Raw genomic sequence first — 20122 nt, forward strand, 5'->3', positions numbered from 1 at the left:
ACGGCGACGACGTGCCGAGGGCGCGGCGGACGAGGACCGCGCGGCCCCGCGCCTGATCCTGACCACCGGCGGCACGGCCGGCTCCGCGGCCGACGCGCTGCACCCGGCGCTGGGACGGCTCGACGCCGAGATGCTCGTCGACGGGATCGCCATGCGGCCCGGTCATCCGACGGTCCTCGCCCGGCTCGGCGGGAGCCTCGTGCTCGGGATGCCCGGAAACCCGCTGGCCGGCTTCGCCGCGCTGCTGGGTCTGGGACGCGTGGTGCTCGACGGGCTCGCCGGCCACGAGCACCCCGAGGAACGCGGACTGGGGATCGATCGCGTCGCCGAGGAGCTGCCCGGAGCCCGGCGCGGCACCCGGCTGCTGCCGGTGGTCCGCGACCGCACCGGCGTCGTGCCCGCCGGCCGCGACGGGTCGGCGATGCTGCGCGGGCTCGCCGCCGCCGATGCGCTGGCCGAGGTCCCCGCGGGAGGCGCGGCCGCCGGGTCGACTGCAAGACTGCACCTGCTGCCCTGGACCGCCGACCGAGGGGAGGCCGCATGGGACGCCTGACCCAGCGCCACCGCGTGACCCGACTGAGCCGCGACGGCGCGGTGCGCACCCGCGCCGACGTCGTCGCCGTGGAGGAGCCCATGGAGCTGCGCCTGGCCGGCGAATCCTTCGTCGTCACGATGCGCACCCCCGGTCATGACTTCGAGCTCTGCGCCGGCTTCCTGGTCTCCGAGGGGATCATCGGAGCGGCCGAGGAGCTGCGCGGGCTGCGCTACTGCGTCGGCACCGACGAGGACGGGCTGCAGACCTACAACGTCATCGACGCCGCGCTGGCCCCCGGGCTGGAGCGCGTGCCGGTGGGCCGCCGCCGCGAGGTGGTGACCACCTCGGCCTGCGGCATCTGCGGGACCACCTCCATCGATGCGGTGGAGAAGACGCTGCCCGAGCGCCCCGCCGGGGGGCCTCGACTGCGCCTCGGCGCGCAGACGCTGATGGACCTGCCGGACACGCTGCGCGCGGCGCAGTCGATCTTCGATCGCACCGGGGGAGTCCACGCCGCCGGGATCTTCACCGGCGACGGCGAGCTGCTCTGTCTGCGCGAAGATGTCGGCCGGCACAATGCGGTGGACAAGGTCGTCGGCTGGGCGCTGATGGACCACCGTCTGCCGCTGACCGGCACTGCCCTGCAGGTCTCCGGGCGGGCCTCCTTCGAGCTGGTGCAGAAGGCCGCGCTCGCCGGCATGGAGCTGCTCGCCGCCGTCGGGGCGCCGTCGTCGACGGCCGTGGACCTCGCCGAGCGCGCCGGGCTGACGCTGGTCGGCTTCTCGCGCGGCTCGGGGGCGAACATCTACACCCATCCCGAGCGGATCGTGGAGCTCACGGACGAGCAGGCCGGCGGCGAGTCGGAGGGCGGCGCTTCGGACGCCGCCGCAGAGGCCGCCGACGGCTGACCCGGTTCCGGCGCCGTGAATCGCCGGTGAGGTATGTCACTGGACGGGGTCCTCTGGGACAATGGCGGCATGGGACTGATCCACGGACGTCACGGTGAAGCGACCTCCGACGAGCTCGAGGAGACCGGCGACGGCGTCCGCGGCCGTCGGGTCGAGGTCGAGGAGATCGACGAGGACGCGCTGAGCGTCTCGGCGCCGAAGCGCTCGGCGGCCGGGCTGACCGCCGTCGGAGTCTCCTTCGCCCGCGGTCTGACGCAGGGCGGCGTGAGCCGGACGGTGCGGTCCTTCTACCGGGTGAACCAGCCCGACGGCATCGACTGCCCCGGCTGTGCCTGGCCGGAGTCGATCAAGGGCGCGCGCAAGCATGTGGAGTTCTGCGAGAACGGCGCCAAGGCGCTCGCCGAGGAGAACACCCAGCGGGTGGCCACCCCGGAGTGGTGGGCCGAGCACTCGATCGCCGAGCTGGAGGAGGCCACCGACTACTGGCTCGGGCAGGCCGGCCGCATCACTCACCCGATGGTCCTGCGCGAGGGCGACACCCACTACCGGCCGATCAGCTGGGACGAGGCCTTCGCGACGATCGGCGAGCACGTCCGGGCGACGACGCCGGACCGCTGCGTCTTCTACACCTCCGGCCGCACCGCCAACGAGACCGCCTTCATGTACCAGCTGATGGCCCGGTCGCTGGGGACGAACAACCTGCCGGACTGCTCGAACATGTGCCATGAGTCCTCGGGCGCGGCGCTGACCCCGACGCTGGGCGTGGGCAAGGGGACCGTCACCCTGGAGGACGTCGAGCAGTCCGAGCTGGTGCTGGTCGTCGGGCAGAATCCCGGCTCCAACCACCCGCGCATGCTCGGCTCGCTGACTGAGGCGCGGAAGAACGGCGGCAAGGTCGTGGCCGTGAATCCGCTGCCCGAGGCCGGCCTGATGAACTTCAAGGACCCGCAGACCCCCAGCGGGCTGATCGGCGACGGCCACCGGGTCTCCGACGAGCATCTCCAGATCAAGGTCGGCGGCGACCAGGCGCTCTTCCAGGCGCTGGGGCACCTGCTGCTGGCCGCAGAGGAGGAGAGCCCCGGCACCGTGCTCGACCACCGGTTCCTGGAGGAGAAGACCCGCGGGTTCGCCGAGTACCGAGCCGCCCGCGCCGAGATCGACTGGGACGAGATCGAGGCCGCCACCGGGCTGACCCGTGCGGAGATCGAACGGGTCGGGCAGATGCTCCTCGACTCGAAGGCGACGGTGGTCTGCTGGGCGCTGGGGCTCACCCAGCAGCCCCACTCGGTGGACACCATCCGTGAGATCGTCAACGTGCTGCTGCTGCAGGGCAACATCGGCAAGCCCGGCGCCGGCCCCTGCCCGGTCCGCGGTCACTCCAATGTCCAGGGCGACCGCACCTTCGGCGTCTGGGAGCAGATGCCGGAGAGCTTCCACCAGCGTCTCGACGCGGAGTTCGGCCTCGAGACGCCGCGGAAGGTGGGGTACGACTCCACCGAGGCGATGCAGGCGATGGCCGACGGCGAGGTCGACGTCTTCGTCTCCATGGGCGGCAACCTGGCCCGCGCGAACTCCGACACCCGGATGATGGAGACCGGCATGCGCCGGACGGGACTGACGGTGCAGGTCTCCACCAAGCCGAACCGTTCGCATGTGGTGCACGGCGGCACGGCGCTGATCCTGCCGACGTTGGGCCGCTCCGACCGCGACGACAAGCACCCCGGCGGCCGGCAGTTCCTCTCGGTGGAGAACTCGATGTCGGTCATCAGCTCCACCCAGGGGCGGCTGGAGCCGGTCTCCGACCACCTGCTGGCCGAGCCGGTGATCATCTCTCGGATGGCGCAGGCGATGCTCGGCGAGGACCACGTCGTCGACTGGCGGGCCATGGGCGAGGACTATGACGTCATCCGCGACCACGCCTCGCGAGTGATCCCCGGCACCGAGGACTTCAACCGCCGGATCCGGCAGAAGTACGGCTTCGTGCTGCCCAATGCGCCGCGGGACAGCCGCTCCTTCGACACCGAGGACGGACGCGCGGCGTTCACCGTCTCCGGCCTCGAGTACCTGGCCGCGCCGGAAGGCCATCTGGTGCTGCAGACGATGCGCTCGCACGACCAGTACAACACCACCATCTACGGCCTCGACGACCGCTACCGCGGCATCTCCGACGCGCGCCGGGTGATTCTGATCCATCCCGACGACCTGGCCGCCCTGGGCTTCGCCGACCGGGACCTGGTCGACGTCGTCTCGGTCTTCCGCGGTCGCGAGCTGCGCGGCGAACGCTACCGGCTGGTGGGATATCCGACGGCGCGCGGCTGCGCGGCGGCCTACTACCCGGAGGCCAACGAGCTGGTCCATCGGGAGCTGGTGGCCCGCGAGTCGAACACCCCCGGGTTCAAGGCGATGATGGTCCGCTTCGAACGGCATCGCGGGGGATCGGCCGAATCCGCGGAGACTGAGGAGGGCTCGGTCATCGACTCAGCCGGTGTGATGGCGTAGGCTGGTGAGTAGCGCATCGCCCGCCGCGGCGGGAGGGTGTGCCGATGATTGACCACTCAAGACTTTCCACGACGTCGCGCGCAGGTTGCGCGTACGCTGATCAGACGCACAGCAGACGTCGTTCCCCACAGTCCAGCGGCCTTCATGAACGCCGCGTCCGGCCCGGCCAGGGTGGGCGCGGGACAAGCATCGTGAGATCGGTGCATCGGAAGTAGAGTAAGGAAACACAATGGCCACTGGCACCGTGAAATGGTTCAACGCTGAGAAGGGCTACGGGTTCATCGCACCCGACGACAGCTCGGACGACGTCTTCGTGCACTTCAGCGCGATCCAGAGCTCCGGGTTCCGTACCCTCGAGGAGAATCAGAAGGTGGAGTTCGAGACCGCCCGCGGCCCGAAGGGCCTGCAGGCGGAGGACGTCAACCCCCTCCTGAACCCCAGCGGAGACTCCCGCCCGTGCCGCATGATGCGTGCACGACGGTGAGCTGAACCGCAGCAGACCGGCCCCCGACGATCGCCTCGTGCGATCGTCGGGGGCCGGTTCTGTGTGCGGGGCGAGGTGCGCGGGTTCGATCTGCGCGGGCCCGGGGCGTGTGGGGTCGGGGGTCTGCGGCGGTTCCGTGTCCGGAGGACCCCACGTGTCGCAGGGCTGTGAGATGTCGTAGTGCTATAGCGCCACGACATCTCACAGCCCCACGACAACCGACGCCGGACGGGGGAGGGTCAGCGACGGCGCAGCTGCGCACCCACCAGCACCGCGGCTGCGAGCACGAAGACCGCGGCGATCGCGCTGGTCAGGTGCACGCCGTCGATGAAGGCCGCCCGGGCCGCAGTCAGCAGGGCCTCGCCGGCCGAGCCGCCCATCTGCTCGGCGGCCGATACCGCCCCGCCCAGCGTCTGTGTCGCGGCCTCCGGCATCGGGCCGCCGAGACCCTCGACGTCGCCCAGATGGGCGGTGTAGCCGGCCGAGAGCACGCTGCCCAGCACAGCGACGCCCAGCGCACCGCCGAGCTCGTAGGCGGTCTCGGAGATCGCCGAGGCCGCGCCCGCCCGGTCCGGCGGTGCGGCGGTGAGGATGGCGTCATTGGTCATCGTCTCGGCCAGACCGGAGCCCAGTCCCAGCAGAGCGAAGGCGCAGAGCGCGACGACGGCGCCGTCGGCGGTCGGCACCAGCGCCAGCACGACGAACCCGGCGGCGTTGATCAGGATGCCGCCGACGATGGCGGTGCGCAGCGAGGTGCGTCGCGCGATCGGGATGACGATGAAGCTGGCGACCACGGAGATGATCAGCCCGGGCACCAGCACCAGCGAGGCGTGCAGCGGACGCATCCCGTAGCCCAGCTGCAGCAGCTGGGAGAGGAAGAACAGTGAGCCGACCATCGCGAAGACCAGCAGGAAGTTGCCCATCACCCCGGCGCGGAACCGGGGCACGGCGAAGAGCTCGAGGTCGATCAGCGGATCCGTCAGCCGCTTCTGCCGCCGGACGAAGAGCGTGACCAGCCCGACACCGGCCGCCAGGGCGGCGATCGGCAGGACGCCGACCTCGCCCTCGGCGAGCTTCTTCAGGCCGAAGACCGCCGCGAGCATGCCGACCAGCGAGAGCACCACGCTCAGCGGATCGAGTCCGCCCGGCGTCGGTGTGCGGGACTCGCCGACCAGCAGGGGCACGGTCACCAGCAGGAGCGCGACGACCGGGACGTTGATCAGGAAGACCGAGCCCCAGTAGAAGTGCTCCAGCAGCACCGCCCCGACGATCGGCCCCAGGGCCGCACCGGCGGAGAAGGCCGAGCCCCAGACGGCGATGGCGACGGTGCGCTGCCGCTCGTCGGGGAAGAGGTGGCGGATCAGCGAGAGCGTCGAGGGCATCAGCGTGGCTCCGGCCAGGCCGAGCACCGCGCGGGCGGCGATCAGCACCTCCGGGTTCGGGCTGAGCGCGGCGGCGGCCGAGGCGACGCCGAAGGCGGCCGCGCCGACCAGCAGCAGCCGGCGTCGTCCGATGCGGTCGCCCAGCGAGCCCATGGTGACCAGCAGGCCGGCGAGCATGAAGCCGTAGATGTCGACGATCCACAGCAGCTGCTCGCCGCTCGGGGCCAGTGCTTCGCTGAGGTGCGGCACGGCGAAGCTGAGCACGGTCATGTCGATGGAGATCAGCAGCACCGGCAGCACGAGGGTGGCCAGGCCCAGCCACTGGCGGGCTCCGGCTCGGGATGCGCGCGACGGCGCGTCGAGGTTCTGATGGGGATGCGAGGACATCGTCCCTGGACCTTCCGCATCGCTGCGCGGGACGGCGGGGCGCAGCGGGATCATCTCGTCAGATGGGCCGCCTGGGGCATATCGGCGGCGGAGGCGCTGACCGTCCTTCCGGGCCGTTCGCGGCCCGGCGAAGCCATCGTAGCACTGAACATTACATCTGTAATGTTTCGGGATCCGGAGGCGTCTCCGCGCAGCGTCGACCAATCCGACGGGCCCGATGCTCCGAACACCGGGACACAGCGCGACGAGGAGTCGCCGCTGACCGTCCGGGGGAGAGGCCTCCGGCGGATCCGACCGTGAGGGAGACCCACGATGAAGACTCAGATGCGTTCCACGACGACCCTGCTCGGCATCGGCGCGGTCGCGCTGCTGGGGCTGACGGCCTGCGGCGACGGCGGCGGCGACGGCTCCGCCGACGGCGGCGACGAGATGACTCAGGAGGAGAGCTCGATGTCCGGCGAGGAGTCGCAGGACATGGAAGGCTCGGAGAGCCCGTCGGAGGACATGGAGTCCTCCGAAGACTCCGCCGAGATGGACCCGGCGGCGAATCTGGTCGGCTCGCAGTGCTCGGACTATGCCGAGCAGGTGCCGGACGGCGACGGCTCGGTCGAGGGCATGGCCCAGGACCCGGTGGCCACCGCAGCCTCGAACAACCCGATGCTGACCACGCTGACCGACGCAGTCTCCGGCGAGCTGAACTCGGACGTCGACCTGGTCGACACCCTGAACGGCGACGAGTTCACGGTCCTGGCGCCGGTCGACGACGCCTTCGCCGACGTCCCCGAGGAGGACCTGAACGCACTCGCCGAGGACTCCCAGGCCCTGACCGACGTGCTGACATACCACGTCATCCCCGGTCAGCTGTCCCCCGATGAGATCGCCGGCGAGCACGAGACCGTCAATGGCGCCACGGTGACGATCGACGGCGAAGGCGAGGAGCTGATGTTCGACGACGCCGGCCTGGTGTGCGGCGGAGTGCAGACGTCCAACGCCACCGTCTACATGATCGACGGTGTGCTGATGCCCGAGGGTGCCGAGCAGTGACCTTCGGTGCTGCCGGTTCTCAGCAGAAGCCTGCGGGCGCTTCGGCGTCGCACGGTCGGCATCGGGGCACGACGCCATCGCCGACACACGGCGCCGCGTGCGTCGTGCCCCGGGCGCTGACCTGGCATGCTTGACCCATGCATGAGTCCAGATCGTCCGCCGATCCGCCGCAGACGGACGCGGACAGCGGCGACATCTGCGGTTCCCTTCTGTGTCGCGTCGCCGCAGGCGACGTCGCCGCGTTCGAGGACCTCTATCGGCACCAGGGAGCGATCCTGCTGGCTGTCGCCATGCGCGTGCTGCACAATCGCTCCCTGGCTGAGGAGGTCCTCCAGGAGGTCTTCACCGACGTCTGGTCCGATTCCTCGAGCTACGATCCCGGCCGCGGAAGCGGTCGGGCCTGGTTGACGACCATGTGTCGCCGCCGGGCCATCGACCGCGTCCGGTCGGTGCAGTCCCAGCAGGACCGCGACTACTCGGAGGGAATGCGTGCGGCCCACTCGGAGGTGCCCGACGCCTCGTCGGCGGCGCTCGACCGCGTAGAGTCCGCCCGCGCGGCGACGGCCCTCCGAGGGATCCCGGAGGATCAGGCGCAGGCGATCGCCCTGGCCTACTACCAGGAGTTGAGTCACCGGGAGGTCGCCGCGCGTCTCGGGGTTCCGCTCGGGACGGTCAAGACGAGGATCCGTGACGGGATGAGACGACTGCGAGCAGACCTGGGGGTGGCCGATGGACGCTGATCGCGAATACCTTGCCGCCGGCCGTGTGCTCGGCGGTCTCTCCGAGTCGGAGCAGGCCGAGGCCGACCGACTGTGGGCCCAGGACGAGTCCTTCCGCGAGGAGGTCGCCTCCTTCGAGGAGACCATGGGGCTGCTGGCCGCGACCGATGAACCCGTCGTACCGTCCGACGACGTCGAGCGGGCCATCCTGGAGATCCCCGCGGCGACCGGGCAGACGGCCGCTGAGCCCGGCGCGGTCCGGGAGCAGGGCACTTCCGCCGCCGACGAGGCCTCCGCCGGCACCGTCGGGGCCCGGACGCGCCCTCCACGCCGTGGACCCGCCATGCTCTTCGCCCTGGCCGCCTCGGTGCTGCTGCTGGTCGCCGTCGTCCTCGGCGGCGTCGCCCTCGACGCGCATCAGGATCGACAGGACCTGCAGGCGCAGGTGGAGGAGATGGAGTCCCAGCGGCAGCAGGCCGAGAGCCTCCTGGGTGCGCCCGACCTGGATACGCGGCGGATGGAGACGCCCGACGGTGCGCAGGTGACGCTCTCCTATTCGGTGGAGCAGCAGGCGATGATGGTCATGCCGCACCAGGTGGAGGACCCCGGAGAGTCCGAGGACCTGCAGATGTGGATCATCGACGAGGACGGCGCGCACGACGTCGGCCTGATGTCTGCCCAGGGTCCCTCCATGGTCACCGGTCAGGACTTCGGCGAGTCGGCGACCTTCGGAGTGACCCTCGAGCCCGAGGGCGGCTCCCCCCAGCCGACCAGCGATCCGGTGATGGTCGCTGAGCTGTGACGGCGGCGCACCCATCCGACCGCCGGACTCGGTCCGAACACCGAGCATGGAACATGTGACGAGCAGATCGACGACTGCAGGGCCCCGCCGCCGGATGCGCGGCGGGGCCCTGCGGCATGCGGCGGCCGGGGTGCTGGCCACTGTGGTGTTCCTCGGCGTCGCCGACGCGGCGGCGCGGTTCTTCGCGCCCACGGCCGCGCCGCTGGTGGCTCTGGGATCGACGCTCATCGAGGTGACGCCGCCGGCCCTGCAGGACTTCGCGATCTCCACCTTCGGCAGCGCGAACAAGACTGTGCTGCTCGTCGGGATGACCCTCGGCGGACTGCTGCTCGCCGTCGGCATCGGCGTGGTCGCCCGGCGGCGGCTCGGCCTCGCCGTGGCGGTCTTCACCGTCGCCGGGGCCGCGCTGGCCGCGCTGGTGCTCCGGCGACCCGAGACCGATCCGGTCGACGTCGTCCCCACGTTCGTGGGGTCGGCGATCGGCGTGACGACGCTGGTGCTGCTCGTCCGTCGTGCCGCGGCCGGATGGGCGTCCTCATCGTCTCCGGGCGAGGTGGACCCCGACGCCGTGCGCACGGCTCGGCGCGCCTTCCTCGGCCTGGCCGGCGCGGCGACGGCGGTCGGCGCGGCCTCGCTCGCCTTCGGTCGGTCGGTCAGCATCGTCGGCCGAGAGATCGGCGGTCGCGCAGTGCGCATGGTGCTGCCGGATCCCGTCGTGCGTGCTGCGGCGATTCCCGACGGCGCCGCCGTCGACGTCGACGGCGTGGTGCCCTTCGTGACGCCCACCGACGACTTCTACCGCATCGACACGGCCCTGGTGGTCCCCGAGCTGCTCCCGGAGGAGTGGACGCTGCGGATCACCGGCATGGTCGAGCAGGAGGTCGAGATCGACATGGCCGAGATGCTCGAGCTGCCGATGGAGGAGCACCACATCACCCTGGCCTGCGTCTCCAACCCGGTGGGTGGGGAGCTGGTGGGCAACGCCACCTGGCTGGGCCATCCGGTGCGCCGACTGCTGGAGCGCGCCCGGCCGCTGCCCGAGGCCGACATGGTGCTCTCCCGCTCCGTGGACGGATTCACCGCCTCGACGCCGCTGGAGGCGCTCGCCGACGAACGGGGGTCGCTGCTGGCGGTGGGCATGAACGGCGAGCCGCTCCCCCGCGAGCACGGGTTCCCCGCCCGTCTGGTCGTGCCCGGGCTCTACGGCTTCGTCTCGGCGACGAAATGGGTCGTCGAGCTGAAGGTGACCCGCTTCGACCGGGAGACCGCCTACTGGACGGACCGGGGATGGGACGCGCGGGCGCCGATCCTGGTGGCCTCGCGCATCGAGGTGCCCGGTGCGCTCGAGGAGGTCCCCGCCGGCACGGTCGTCGTGGCCGGCACCGCCTGGGCTCAGCATGTCGGCGTCGCGCGCGTGGACGTCCGGCTCGACGACGGCGGCTGGCAGGAGGTGGAGCTCGCCGAGGAGGTCTCGATCGACACGTGGCGGCAGTGGCGCCATGAGTTCCGCGACGTCGAGCCGGGACAGCACGCCGTCACCGTGCGCGCGATCGATCGCGCGGGCACGGTGCAGACCGCCGAGCGGACCGAGCCGATCCCCAATGCGGCCACCGGACACCACCGGATCACCTTCACCGTGGTCGAGCGATGATCCCGCCGCGGTCGGACCCCGGCGATCAGTTCTGCAGGGTCTCCGCCGTCTCCGCCGTCTCCTCGAGCGTCGGGTAGTCGGTGTAGCCGCGCTCGCCGCCGACGTAGAAGGTCTCCGGCACCGGAGCGTTCTCCTCGGCGTCGAGCTCCCACCGGCGGGCCAGGTCAGGGTTGGCGATCGCCGACCGCCCGACGCCGACCGCCTCGGCGACGTCGTCGGCGACCAGCGTGATCGCCTCCTCGCGGGTGGTCTGCACGCTGAAGCCGGTGTTGGCGACCAGCGGGGCGCCGGAGACGCGACGGATGGCCTGGACCAGCTCGCCGGCCGGCTCGGCGTGGAGCACGTCGACGTGGGCCAGACCCAGCGGCGCCAGCCCCTCGGCCAGCGCGCGGTAGGTGGCCAGCGCGTCGTCGGCGTCCTCCTCCAGCGCGCCCTGGATGTTGTGCTGCGGGGAGAGCCGGATGCCGGTGCGGTCGGCCCCGATCGCCGCGGACACTGCGGCGGCGACGTCGACCGACAGCCGAGCACGGTTCTCCGGGGAGCCGCCGTACGGGTCGGTGCGGGTGTTGGTCGAGGGGGCGGTGAACTCGTGCAGCAGATAGCCGTTGGCGCCGTGGATCTGCACCCCGTCCATGCCGGCGGCGATCGCGTTCCGGGCGCCGGCGACGAACTGCTCGATCGTCTCGCCGACCTCATCCGTGGTCAGCGCATGCGGCACCGGGTGCTCGTCCTTGCCCTCGGGCGTGCGGATCTGACCGGGGGCGGCGAGCGCCGAGGGGGCGGTGACCCGGCCGGTGGTGGAGACCAGAGGGTGGCCGATGCGGCCGCCGTGCATGAGCTGCATGACGATCGTGCCGCCGGCGGCGTGGACGGCGTCGGCGACCTTCCGCCAGCCGGCGATCTGCGCCGACGTCTCGATGCCGGGCTGGCCGATCCAGGTGCGGCCCTCGCCGACGGGGAAGGTGCCCTCGGTGACGATCATCCCCAGCGAGGCGCGCTGGGCGTAGTAGCTGACCATCGCCTCGGTGGGCACGCCGTCCTCGCCGGCGCGGATGCGGGTCAGCGGTGCCATCACCAGGCGGTTGTCCAGCTCGACGGCGCCCAGGCGGGCGGGGGAGAAGAGCTTCTGCGCTGCGGTCTGCTCATCGACGGGGGTCGTCATCCGGAGGTCCTTTCGCGAGGGTCTGCCGGGCGCCTGCCCGGTCTCACTCGACGGGGCAACGGGCCGACGGCGTCGCTGATTCCGCGGTGTGCCCGAGGTCACGCCGTCGGAGATCACGGCGGAGGCGGGGCCTCGGACGAGGAGAGGGCGTCGAGGAACCTGATCACGACGTCGCGCTCTTCGGGGGCGAGGTCCGCCGCGGCCCGGAATCGGGCGGCGTGGGTGCGTCCGACGGACCGTCGCGCCGCGCGGCGCGTCTCCTCGGCGACCTCGACGGCGGTGCTTCGTCGGTCGTCGGGGTGGGGGAGACGTCGGATGTGATCCTGCGCGGCCAGCCGGTCGAGGAGCTTGGTCACCGAGGCCGTCGAGATCTCCAGGTGCCTCGCGAGGTCGCTGGGCGTGGCCAGCGTCTCGTGGCGCTGTGCGGAGATGAGGAAGCGGAGCGCCCGCATGTCCGTCTCGCCGAGCTGCATGTAGCGGCGCGACGCCTCGTTCATCCGGCGCTCGGCGAGACGCCAGCGCCGCAGGGCTTCGAGCACGTCGACGATCTGGTCCATCTCGTGCGTCGGGAGGTGCCCGTGCGGGGCCAGATCCTCCTCCGGATCCATCACCCGCGGGTCGAGCATGGAGAACCCTTCGGCGTCGTCCGCTGGGTCAGGGTGGTGCGCCATGAGACTTCCTTGAGTTATTATCAGCTGAGTTGATTACTAGCTAGGCTAAACGAGTGAGGTCGGTCCATGGGAGACGAGAGGCCCGACGAGGTCGTGCTGCTGACGCGCGACGGGCACCCGTGCGGGGCCGCGCCCAAGCACACGGTGCACTCCGAGCAGACGCCCCTGCATCTGGGCTTCTCCTGCCATGTCCTGACCTCGTCGGGGCAGATCCTCCTGACCCGCCGGGCGCTGCACAAACGTACCTGGCCGGGAGTGTGGACGAACTCCTTCTGCGGTCACCCCGCGCCGGAGGAGGCCGTGGAGGACGCCGTGCGTCGGCATGCTCGGCACGAGCTGGGCCTGACGGTCGACGGCCTCGAGGTCGTGCTGCCCGACTTCCGCTATCGTGCCACCGACGCCTCCGGGGTGGTCGAGCATGAGATCTGCCCGGTGGTCCGTGCGACGACGAATGCCGACCCTCGGCCGAACCCCGACGAGGTCGCCGAGCTGACCTGGACCACGCCCGAGCGGCTCCGCGCCGCCGTGGAGGCCGTACCGCAGGTCTTCTCCCCCTGGCTGGTCGAGCAGGTCGCGCAGATGGATCTCTACCAGGCGGGCGGCGCGGGTGCCGTCCCCTCGACCTCGGGAGGTGCGCCATGACCGCCGTGTCTGCCATGACGCCGCTGAGCCTCTACTCGCGGACCGCCGAGTCGGCGGCCGCACGGGTCATCCGCGGGTATTCGACCTCCTTCGGGCTGGCCGCGGCCCTTCTGCCTCCGGACGAGCGCGTCGGCATCCGGAGCGTCTACGCACTGGTCCGCGTGGCCGACGAGCTCGTCGACGGCACTGCTGAGGAGGCGGGGCTGGACCCTTCGGCTCGTCGGGCCGCGCTCGACGCCCTCGAGGCCGAGGTGCTGTCCGCTCGGCGGTCGGGATACAGCGCCGATCTCATCGTCCACGCCTTCGTGACCACCGCTCGCTCGGCGGGGATCGAGGATTCCCTCGTCGAGGCCTTCTTCCGCTCGATGCGTCGCGATCTCGAGCCGGTGCGCTCGTTGAGCGAGGAGCAGTACCGCAGCTACGTGCACGGATCGGCGGAAGTCGTGGGGCTGATGTGTCTGCGCGTCTTCCTGCGCGGTCATCGGGCCGCTGAGGTGGAGCAGGAGCCTCTCGAGGCGGGAGCCGCACGGCTGGGCGCGGCCTTCCAGAAGATCAACTTCCTCCGTGACCTGGGCGAGGACGCCCAGCTGCTGGGACGCGCGTATTTCCCCGGCACCGAGCCCGGCGAGCTGGGAGAGGCGCGAAAGTCCGAGATCCTCGCCGACATCGACGCGGACCTCGTCGCCGCGCGCCGGGCCATCGCCATGCTTCCCCGCGGATCTCGTCGTGCCACCGCCCTGGCCGCGGGGCTCTTCGAGGAGCTCGCCGTGCGCCTGCGCCGCACCTCTGCCGCCGAGCTGCAGCGTCGTCGGGTCTCGGTGCCCCGCCGAGCCAAGGCGCGCATCGTCCTCGGGGCTCTGGTCGACGGTGCGGTCGGGGGCGCCCGATGAGCGCGCCGCGCGGCCGGCGTCCGCGCACCGCCGCAGTGGTCGGCGGAGGGTTCTCGGGGCTCGCCGCCGCCGCGCTGCTGGCCCGCGAGGGGCTGGACGTGACCGTCTTCGAGGCGCGCGACGCGCTCGGCGGCCGCGCCGGCGAATGGACGCACGACGGCTTCCGCTTCGAGACCGGTCCGTCGTGGTATCTCATGCCCGAAGTCTTCGATCGCTTCTTCGCCGAGTTCGGCACCACGGCGGCCGACCAGCTCGAACTCCTCCGGCTCGACCCGTCCTATCGGGTCTTCTTCGAGGGGCGCGACGAGGCGTTCGACCTCCCGGCCGACGGTGCGCGCGAGGCCCTGCTCGAGCTGACGGGCCCCTCGGACTCGCTGGACACGTATCTCGACTCCGCGGCGGAGACCCACCGGCTCGCCGTCGACCGTCTGCTGCATACGCTCTACGATTCGCCGCGGGACTTCCTCGATCCCGCGCTGGTGCGACGACTGCCGCGGCTGCTGCGGCTGCTGGGCGAGCCGCTCGACAGGTTCATCGCCCGTCATGTCGGCGACGAGCGGCTCCGCAAGATCCTGGGGTATCCCGCGGTCTTCCTCGGCACGTCCCCGTCGGACGCCCCCAGCCTCTATCACCTGATGAGTCATCTCGACGTCGCCCAAGGCGTGCTGCACCCGCGCGGGGGATTCAGCGCGGTGGTGCGGGCGGTGGCACGGATGGCCGAGGAACAGGGCGCGGTGCTGCGCACCGGATGCCGGGTCCGGCACATCGCCGAGTCCGGCGGGCGCGTCACCGGAGTACATCTGATCGCCGACGACGGCCGGCGGGAGTTCGTGGAAGCCGACGTCGTGGTCTCCGCCGCGGACATGCACGTCACCGAGACCGAGCTGCTCCGGCCCCGGCACCGGACCCGCTCCGCCCGCCGGTGGCGACGTCTGGACCCCGGCCCGGGTGCGGTGCTGGCTCTGCTGGGCGTCGAGGGCGAGCTGCCGGAGCTGGCCCATCACTCGCTGCTGTTCACCGACGACTGGCAGCGCGGGTTCGACGAGATCGCCGGACGGCGGCCGTCCGGCGGGGCGCCGCGGTCGATCTACGTGTGCCGTCCCAGCGCCACCGACGACGTCGCGCCGCCGGGCCATGAGAACCTCTTCGTGCTCATCCCCACCCGCGCCGACGTCGGCCTCGGATCCGGGGGCGTCGACGGGGCCGGGGACGCGGCGGTGGAGCGCATCGTCGACGAGGCGATCGAGCAGATCGGAGACTGGGCGGGCATCGACGACCTCGCCGGACGCGTCGTCGTGCGCCGCAGCATCGGGCCGGAGGACTTCGCCCGAGACTTCGGCGCGTGGCGCGGCGGAGCTCTCGGGCCGGCTCATACGCTGCGGCAGAGCGCCTTCCTGCGCGGTCCCGTCCGTTCGCCGAAGCTCGGCGGGCTGTACTATGCCGGGGCGACGACGATGCCCGGCATCGGCGTGCCGATGTGTCTGATCAGCGCGGAGCTGGTGCGCACGGCGCTGCGCCGGGACGCGCACGGCGAATCGGGAGGCGGAGCATGGGGGAGGCGATGATGAGCGTCCTCTACCTCGCCGCGCTGGTCCTCTCGACTGCGGGAATGCTGCTGATCGACCGACGCTTCGAGCTCTTCATCTTCCGGGACCCGCGGCGTGCGGCGGTCGTGCTGGCCGCCGGCCTGGTCTTCTTCCTGGCCTGGGATCTCGCCGGCATCTCCCTGGGGGTCTTCCTCCATGGAGACGGTCCGTACATGACGGGAGTGATGCTCGCTCCCCAGCTGCCGCTGGAGGAGCTGTTCTTCCTGCTCTTCCTCTGCCACCTGACGATGGTGCTGACGTTGGGCGCCCAGCGCTTCCTGCGGGGTGCTCGCCGATGAACCCGACGACGTATCCGCTGCTCTGTGCGATGTTCCTGGTCGCCGCCACGCTGGTCGCGGGGGCGGCCGCCGTCGTCCACCGCCGCGGGGACGGACGGCGCCGAGCGGCCGCCGTGATGCTCCCGGCGGCCGGGCTGGCCGCCGTCGTGCTGCTCGTGCTCACCGCGGTCTTCGACAATCTGATGATCGCGGTCGGCCTGTTCAGCTATGCCGAGGAGGTCATCTCCGGCGTGCGCCTCGGGCTGGCGCCGGTCGAGGACTTCGCCTATCCGGTGGCCGCGGCGATCCTGCTGCCGGCCCTGTGGGTGCTGCTCGAGCCTGCGACGTCGCGCAGGAGGTCGCATGATCGCTGACCTGCTGAGATCCTCGCGACCGCTGAGCTGGATCAACACCGCCTACCCCTTCGCCGCCGCCTGTCTGCTGGGCGGCGGGAGCGTGGACCTCGCGCTGATCGTCGGCACCGTGTTCTTCCTGATCCCCTACAACCTGGCGCTGTACGGGATCAACGATGTCTTCGACCATGCCTCCGACCTGGCCAATCCGCGCAAGGGCGGCGCCGAGGGTGCGCTGCTGTCTCCGCGGCTGCACCGTCCGATGCTGGTGGTCAGTGCTCTGCTGATGCTGCCCTTCGTGGCGGCGCTGGTCCTGCTCGGCGATCCGGCGTCGTGGGCCGTGCTCGCGGTGAGCCTCGTGGCCCTGGTGGCCTACTCCGCGCCCCCGCTGCGGACCAAGGAGATCCCGGTGCTGGACTCGCTGACCTCCAGCCTGCACTTCGTCACCCCGGCGGCCTACGGGCTGGCCCTGGTCGACGCCGAGGTCGACGCCGTCGTCGGCTGCGCGCTGGGCGCCTTCCTGCTCTGGGGCGTCGCCAGCCATGCTTTCGGCGCGGTGCAGGACATCGGCCCGGACCGCGAGGCGGGGATCAGCTCCATCGGCACGGCGCTGGGCGCCCGCCGGACCGTGCGGTTCGCCCTGACGCTCTGGACGGCGTCGGGGATCCTGGTGATCGGCGCCGGCTGGCCCGGTGCTCTGGCCGGGCTGCTCGTGCTGCCGTACCTGGCCGCGGCGTTCCCGCACCGCAGCCTCACCGACGCCCAGGCCGACCGCGCGCATCGGGGCTGGCGCCATTTCCTCTGGATCAACTACGCGGCCGGCGCCGCGCTGACGATCCTGCTGATCCTGGCGGCATGATTCCGCCGCCGACCGTCGCAGACAGCTGACCGACAACGAGAGGACCGACACCATGTCAGATTCGATTCCAACAGCCGGGGGCTCCCGGCCCGACGACGTCCAGCACGCCGAGGTGCCCTTCGCCACGGAGGCCTCGGCCCCCGGCGCGCCGCACGTCTCCTCCGCACAGGAGTACGATGCGATCCTGCTGGCCGGCTTCGGCGGGCCCGAGGGGCAGGACGACGTCCTGCCGTTCCTGCGCAACGTCACCCGCGGGCGGGGCATCCCGGACGAGCGCCTGGAGGAGGTCGCCGTCCACTACCGCCACTTCGGCGGCGTGAGTCCGATCAACGAGCACAACCGGCAGCTGCGGGCGGCGATCGAGGCCGAGATGCGGCGCCGCGGTCTGCAGCACCCCGTCTACTGGGGCAACCGGAACTGGACGCCCTACCTCGAGGACACGGTGAAGGAGGCGGCCGAGGCCGGGCACACCCGCCTGCTGGCCGTGGCGACCAGCGCCTACAGCTCCTACTCCAGCTGCCGCCAGTACCGGGAGGACTTCGCCCGAGCGGTGCTGGACACCGGACTCGCCGGGACGGTGCAGATCGACAAGGTCCGCCAGTTCTTCGACGTCCCCGGGTTCGTCCAGCCCTTCGCCGAGGGCGTGGCCGATGCGCTGCGCGGATTCGCGGAGGAGGGCCTGGCTCCGGACGAGATCCGCGTGCTCTTCGCCACCCACTCGATCCCGACCGCCGACGCCGAGCGTTCAGGCCCGCAGGGGCTGGGCCTGGGCGAGGGCGGCGCCTATGCGGCCCAGCATCGGGCCGTCGGCGGGCAGATCATCGAGCAGCTGCGGGCCGACGGGCAGGCCGGTGCGGAGACCGGCTGGGAGCTGGTCTACCAGTCCCGCTCCGGTCCGCCCTCGCAGCCGTGGCTGGAGCCGGACGTCTGCGACCGCATCGCCGAGCTGCCCGCTGAGGGCGTGAAGGCCGTCGCCGTGGTCCCGCTGGGCTTCCTCAGCGACCACATGGAGGTGCTCTGGGACCTGGACGAGGAAGCGATGGAGGCCGCCGGCGAGGCCGGGCTGCATGCGGTGCGGACCCGGACTCCGGGTGCGCACGAGGCCTTCGTGACCAGCCTGGTCGACCTGCTCGAGGAGCGCATGCAGGCGGTGGAGCCGGAGCGGCGCCCGCACCTGACCGATCTGGGCCCCTGGTACGACGTCTGCCGTCCGGGGTGCTGCGAGAACGTCCGGCGCGGCTTCAGCGCTGCCGCGGCGGGGGTGAAGCCCTAGGCATGCGCATCTGGTCGCTGCACCCCTCGGTCCTGGACCGGCAGGGGCTGATCGCCTGCTGGCGGGAGACTCTGCTGGCCCAGGCCGTCCTGCTGGGCCGCACGCGCGGCTACACCCGCCACCCGCAGCTCGAACGGTTCCGCGCTCATCCGGACCCGGTCGCCGCCGTCGGGGCGTACCTCTCCGGTCTGCACGAGGAGGCGACGGCGCGCGGCTACCGGTTCGACGCCGGCCGTATCGAGAGGCCGCCGGAGCCCTATGCCGTCGTCGAGCCCATCGCGGTGACGACGGGGCAGCTCGCCGTGGAGGGGGAGGCACCTGCGGGCCAAGCTCGCCCGACGCTCGCCGGAGGTGCTCGAGGCGCTCGAGGCGCGGTTCGTCGACGCGACCTCGACGGCTCATCCGCTGTTCCGCGTGGTGCCCGGCGACGTCGAGCCTTGGGAGCGCGGGGCGAGTCGGTGACTGGCGCCGTGGTGACCGGGGTGCGGGTCGGGGTTCGTCCCCGACGTCGCGGAATAATCGGCATCGAACGCAGGTTCGACCGTCCGACCGAGAGGTTCCGCCTCATGAGGAGGGGACGCGATGACCACGACGCCGCCGATCACACTGGGTGCATGGAACGTGGAGGCCGACGATCCGGAGGGACTGGGCAGCTTCTGGGCCGGATTCCTGGGGGTGACGCCGCACCTCTATGCGGGGATGGCCTATCTGCCGGCCGATGAGGCCGGAGGGGTGCCGATGATGTTCCACCCGCGCGGCGGGCCCCGCCCCGAGCGTCAGGACGCGCATCTGGACCTCACCGTCCCCTGGGGCCGGCGCGTCGCGGAGGTCGAGCGGGCCGTCGCCCTCGGGGCGGTCCATCGGTGGGACGTCCTCGACGAGCACCCTCATGTGCGGTGGTCCGTCGTGGCGGACCCCGAGGGCAACCTGTTCTGCGTGGCTGAGCACCCTCCCGCGGAGTAGGCGCGGAACAGGCGCGGACGGACCTCGTCTCCGACGCGCGCCCGGCGCCCTCGGCACGTCACCTGGTGCCCCCGGCAGGATTCGAACCTGCGACACCCGCTTTAGGAGAGCGGTGCTCTATCCCCTGAGCTACGGGGGCCGGACCGGGACCATCCTACCGCCTGGATCGGCGTGCACCGCATCGCCCGGACCGTCCGGGTGGGCGCGGGGCGTCGGGGGTCAGTCTCCGCGCTGCGTGGTCGGCTCGATCACGGTGCGGCGGAACAGCCGGGTCAGCACGGAGACCAGCACACAGAGCCCGACGACGACCAGCAGCGCCCAGCCGGTGACGGTCAGCGTCGAGGCGGTCGTCACAGCGGCCGTCGACGGCGCGTCGGCGGCCAGCAGCCGGTCGATGAGCACGTTGTCGACGATGTCCACCACGGCGAAGGCCGCCGCGCCGACCAGCACCAGCCAGCGTGCCCTCCGCCGCATGACCAGGCCGACGGCCGCCCAGGAGGCGAGCAGCACCGCCAGCGGGAACAGCGTGCCGGCGGTCTTGTGCACGAAGCTCAGCTGCCCGCGGGCGTCGGCGTCCATCACGTGCTGGAGTCGCTCGACGTCCTCGAGGCCGTAGCCGAGGACCCGGGCGTCGGGCATCGCGAAGCCGCCCGAGAGCTGGGTCATCTGCGGCAGCACGAGCAGGTGCAGATAGCCGAAGAGGAAGACCGCGGTGACGACCAGCGCGCCGACGAGCATCATGGGCTGGGACTGTGCGGCCGCGCGCTGCGCGGCGGAGCCGGCGACGGGCGAGGCGGAGGGCCCGGCCGACGTCCTCGAGCTCCTGTCCGCGGACGACTGCGGTGCGCCGCGGGGCTTCTTCCGCCGTGTGGACATGCTGCTTCCTCACCCCGTGTGGTCGGTCCGTCGTCGAACCGGGCCGTGGTCGGCCCCGTCGTCGTCGATTCTTCCAGAGTGCGCCGCCGGCCGCCCGTCGCGGGCTCCTGCACACCTCTGGCCGCGGGCGGCGCGCGTCGTCGCCGATCCGTAGACTG

Annotated in this window: 19 protein-coding genes, 1 tRNA gene and 2 pseudogenes; 17 read left to right on the top strand and 5 right to left on the bottom strand. The window is 71.8% G+C overall.

Annotated elements, in window-relative coordinates; all coding sequences use genetic code 11:
• From GU5_RS0101605 to GU5_RS13480, 4 genes and pseudogenes are all read left to right on the top strand, one after another.
• Window positions 1–553 (top strand): molybdopterin-binding protein (locus tag GU5_RS0101605; protein WP_010523835.1); only part of this gene is annotated, 553 nt, incomplete at its 5' end.
• A complete protein-coding gene (fdhD, locus tag GU5_RS13475) occupies window positions 541–1443 on the top strand; it encodes a formate dehydrogenase accessory sulfurtransferase FdhD (protein WP_010523836.1) in 903 nt (300 codons plus the stop codon). The genes GU5_RS0101605 and fdhD, both read left to right, overlap by 13 nt.
• A gap of 69 nt (window positions 1444–1512) precedes the next feature.
• Window positions 1513–3942: an FdhF/YdeP family oxidoreductase gene (locus GU5_RS0101615; protein WP_050806548.1), complete on the top strand. Its 2430-nt coding sequence runs from the start codon at window positions 1513–1515 to the stop codon at window positions 3940–3942.
• A 229-nt stretch (window positions 3943–4171) separates the two neighbouring features.
• Window positions 4172–4372, top strand: a pseudogene (locus GU5_RS13480) (cold-shock protein); the annotation flags it as partial.
• A 293-nt stretch (window positions 4373–4665) separates the two neighbouring features.
• Here GU5_RS13480 and GU5_RS0101625 read toward each other — a convergent pair.
• Window positions 4666–6195, bottom strand: a complete 1530-nt coding sequence (locus tag GU5_RS0101625; RefSeq protein WP_010523839.1) for an MFS transporter — start codon at window positions 6193–6195, stop codon at window positions 4666–4668.
• A 324-nt stretch (window positions 6196–6519) separates the two neighbouring features.
• Between GU5_RS0101625 and GU5_RS0101630 the strand changes: the two genes are divergently transcribed.
• The 4 genes from GU5_RS0101630 to GU5_RS0101645 all read left to right on the top strand — a co-directional run bounded on the left by GU5_RS0101630 (window position 6520) and on the right by GU5_RS0101645 (window position 10411).
• Window positions 6520–7239: a fasciclin domain-containing protein gene (locus tag GU5_RS0101630; RefSeq protein ID WP_010523840.1), complete on the top strand. Its 720-nt coding sequence runs from the start codon at window positions 6520–6522 to the stop codon at window positions 7237–7239.
• A gap of 137 nt (window positions 7240–7376) precedes the next feature.
• A complete protein-coding gene (locus tag GU5_RS0101635; RefSeq protein WP_010523841.1) occupies window positions 7377–7979 on the top strand; it encodes a sigma-70 family RNA polymerase sigma factor in 603 nt (200 codons plus the stop codon).
• Entirely contained in the window at window positions 7969–8760 is a 792-nt protein-coding gene (locus tag GU5_RS0101640; RefSeq protein WP_010523842.1) for an anti-sigma factor domain-containing protein, read from the top strand. Before GU5_RS0101635 ends, GU5_RS0101640 begins: the two co-directional genes overlap by 11 nt.
• Window positions 8761–8806: 46 nt before the next feature.
• Window positions 8807–10411 (top strand): molybdopterin-dependent oxidoreductase, encoded by a 1605-nt coding sequence (locus GU5_RS0101645; protein WP_237704643.1) that lies wholly within the window; start codon window positions 8807–8809, stop codon window positions 10409–10411.
• Between the two features lie 25 nt (window positions 10412–10436).
• Here the strand turns inward: GU5_RS0101645 and GU5_RS0101650 are convergent, their stop codons facing one another.
• Entirely contained in the window at window positions 10437–11573 is a 1137-nt protein-coding gene (locus GU5_RS0101650) for an alkene reductase (RefSeq protein ID WP_010523844.1), read from the bottom strand.
• A 113-nt stretch (window positions 11574–11686) separates the two neighbouring features.
• Window positions 11687–12244, bottom strand: a complete 558-nt coding sequence (locus GU5_RS0101655; RefSeq protein ID WP_010523845.1) for a MarR family winged helix-turn-helix transcriptional regulator — start codon at window positions 12242–12244, stop codon at window positions 11687–11689.
• A gap of 66 nt (window positions 12245–12310) precedes the next feature.
• On the opposite strand from GU5_RS0101655, the gene idi reads away from it, so the two are divergent.
• The 9 genes and pseudogenes from idi (at window position 12311) to GU5_RS0101700 (ending at window position 19088) form a co-directional block, all read left to right on the top strand.
• Window positions 12311–12886 (top strand): isopentenyl-diphosphate Delta-isomerase, encoded by a 576-nt coding sequence (idi, locus tag GU5_RS0101660; RefSeq protein WP_010523846.1) that lies wholly within the window; start codon window positions 12311–12313, stop codon window positions 12884–12886.
• On the top strand, window positions 12883–13776 hold the full coding sequence (locus GU5_RS0101665; protein WP_010523847.1) for a squalene/phytoene synthase family protein: 894 nt from the start codon (window positions 12883–12885) through the stop codon (window positions 13774–13776). The genes idi and GU5_RS0101665 overlap by 4 nt, the downstream gene beginning before the upstream one ends.
• A complete protein-coding gene (gene crtI, locus GU5_RS0101670; RefSeq protein ID WP_010523848.1) occupies window positions 13773–15341 on the top strand; it encodes a phytoene desaturase family protein in 1569 nt (522 codons plus the stop codon). The genes GU5_RS0101665 and crtI overlap by 4 nt, the downstream gene beginning before the upstream one ends.
• Window positions 15326–15661: a lycopene cyclase domain-containing protein gene (locus tag GU5_RS0101675; protein WP_010523849.1), complete on the top strand. Its 336-nt coding sequence runs from the start codon at window positions 15326–15328 to the stop codon at window positions 15659–15661. Before crtI ends, GU5_RS0101675 begins: the two co-directional genes overlap by 16 nt.
• Window positions 15658–16014, top strand: a complete 357-nt coding sequence (locus GU5_RS0101680; protein ID WP_237704644.1) for a lycopene cyclase domain-containing protein — start codon at window positions 15658–15660, stop codon at window positions 16012–16014. Before GU5_RS0101675 ends, GU5_RS0101680 begins: the two co-directional genes overlap by 4 nt.
• Complete coding sequence (locus GU5_RS0101685) at window positions 16004–16852, top strand: prenyltransferase (protein ID WP_010523851.1); 849 nt, start codon at window positions 16004–16006, stop codon at window positions 16850–16852. The genes GU5_RS0101680 and GU5_RS0101685 overlap by 11 nt, the downstream gene beginning before the upstream one ends.
• 52 nt (window positions 16853–16904) lie before the next feature.
• Window positions 16905–18125: a ferrochelatase gene (locus tag GU5_RS0101690; RefSeq protein ID WP_050806549.1), complete on the top strand. Its 1221-nt coding sequence runs from the start codon at window positions 16905–16907 to the stop codon at window positions 18123–18125.
• Between the two features lie 2 nt (window positions 18126–18127).
• A pseudogene (locus GU5_RS15760) lies at window positions 18128–18587 on the top strand (pyrimidine dimer DNA glycosylase/endonuclease V).
• Window positions 18588–18707: 120 nt separating this feature from the next.
• Window positions 18708–19088, top strand: coding sequence for a VOC family protein (locus GU5_RS0101700; RefSeq protein ID WP_010523853.1), 381 nt, complete (start codon window positions 18708–18710; stop codon window positions 19086–19088).
• Window positions 19089–19151: 63 nt separating this feature from the next.
• On the opposite strand, the gene GU5_RS0101705 is transcribed toward GU5_RS0101700, so the two are convergent.
• Together GU5_RS0101705 and GU5_RS13490 are read right to left on the bottom strand one after the other, a co-directional pair.
• Window positions 19152–19227, bottom strand: a tRNA-Arg gene (locus tag GU5_RS0101705).
• 80 nt (window positions 19228–19307) lie between these two features.
• Window positions 19308–19964 (bottom strand): hypothetical protein, encoded by a 657-nt coding sequence (locus GU5_RS13490; RefSeq protein WP_010523854.1) that lies wholly within the window; start codon window positions 19962–19964, stop codon window positions 19308–19310.
• Between the last annotated feature and the right edge of the window lie 158 nt (window positions 19965–20122).

It is taken from the genome of Nesterenkonia sp. F, from assembly GCF_000220985.1.
Lineage (GTDB): Bacteria > Actinomycetota > Actinomycetes > Actinomycetales > Micrococcaceae > Nesterenkonia.

Coding starts and splice junctions, on each gene's coding strand:
- fdhD (WP_010523836.1), top strand. CDS start 541: ATGGGACGCCTGACCCAGCGCCACCGCGTGACCCGACTGAGCCGCGAC.
- GU5_RS0101615 (WP_050806548.1), top strand. CDS start 1,513: ATGGGACTGATCCACGGACGTCACGGTGAAGCGACCTCCGACGAGCTC.
- GU5_RS0101625 (WP_010523839.1), bottom strand. CDS start 6,195: ATGTCCTCGCATCCCCATCAGAACCTCGACGCGCCGTCGCGCGCATCC.
- GU5_RS0101630 (WP_010523840.1), top strand. CDS start 6,520: ATGCGTTCCACGACGACCCTGCTCGGCATCGGCGCGGTCGCGCTGCTG.
- GU5_RS0101635 (WP_010523841.1), top strand. CDS start 7,377: ATGCATGAGTCCAGATCGTCCGCCGATCCGCCGCAGACGGACGCGGAC.
- GU5_RS0101640 (WP_010523842.1), top strand. CDS start 7,969: ATGGACGCTGATCGCGAATACCTTGCCGCCGGCCGTGTGCTCGGCGGT.
- GU5_RS0101645 (WP_237704643.1), top strand. CDS start 8,807: ATGGAACATGTGACGAGCAGATCGACGACTGCAGGGCCCCGCCGCCGG.
- GU5_RS0101650 (WP_010523844.1), bottom strand. CDS start 11,573: ATGACGACCCCCGTCGATGAGCAGACCGCAGCGCAGAAGCTCTTCTCC.
- GU5_RS0101655 (WP_010523845.1), bottom strand. CDS start 12,244: ATGGCGCACCACCCTGACCCAGCGGACGACGCCGAAGGGTTCTCCATG.
- idi (WP_010523846.1), top strand. CDS start 12,311: ATGGGAGACGAGAGGCCCGACGAGGTCGTGCTGCTGACGCGCGACGGG.
- GU5_RS0101665 (WP_010523847.1), top strand. CDS start 12,883: ATGACCGCCGTGTCTGCCATGACGCCGCTGAGCCTCTACTCGCGGACC.
- crtI (WP_010523848.1), top strand. CDS start 13,773: ATGAGCGCGCCGCGCGGCCGGCGTCCGCGCACCGCCGCAGTGGTCGGC.
- GU5_RS0101675 (WP_010523849.1), top strand. CDS start 15,326: ATGGGGGAGGCGATGATGAGCGTCCTCTACCTCGCCGCGCTGGTCCTC.
- GU5_RS0101680 (WP_237704644.1), top strand. CDS start 15,658: ATGAACCCGACGACGTATCCGCTGCTCTGTGCGATGTTCCTGGTCGCC.
- GU5_RS0101685 (WP_010523851.1), top strand. CDS start 16,004: ATGATCGCTGACCTGCTGAGATCCTCGCGACCGCTGAGCTGGATCAAC.
- GU5_RS0101690 (WP_050806549.1), top strand. CDS start 16,905: ATGTCAGATTCGATTCCAACAGCCGGGGGCTCCCGGCCCGACGACGTC.
- GU5_RS0101700 (WP_010523853.1), top strand. CDS start 18,708: ATGACCACGACGCCGCCGATCACACTGGGTGCATGGAACGTGGAGGCC.
- GU5_RS13490 (WP_010523854.1), bottom strand. CDS start 19,964: ATGTCCACACGGCGGAAGAAGCCCCGCGGCGCACCGCAGTCGTCCGCG.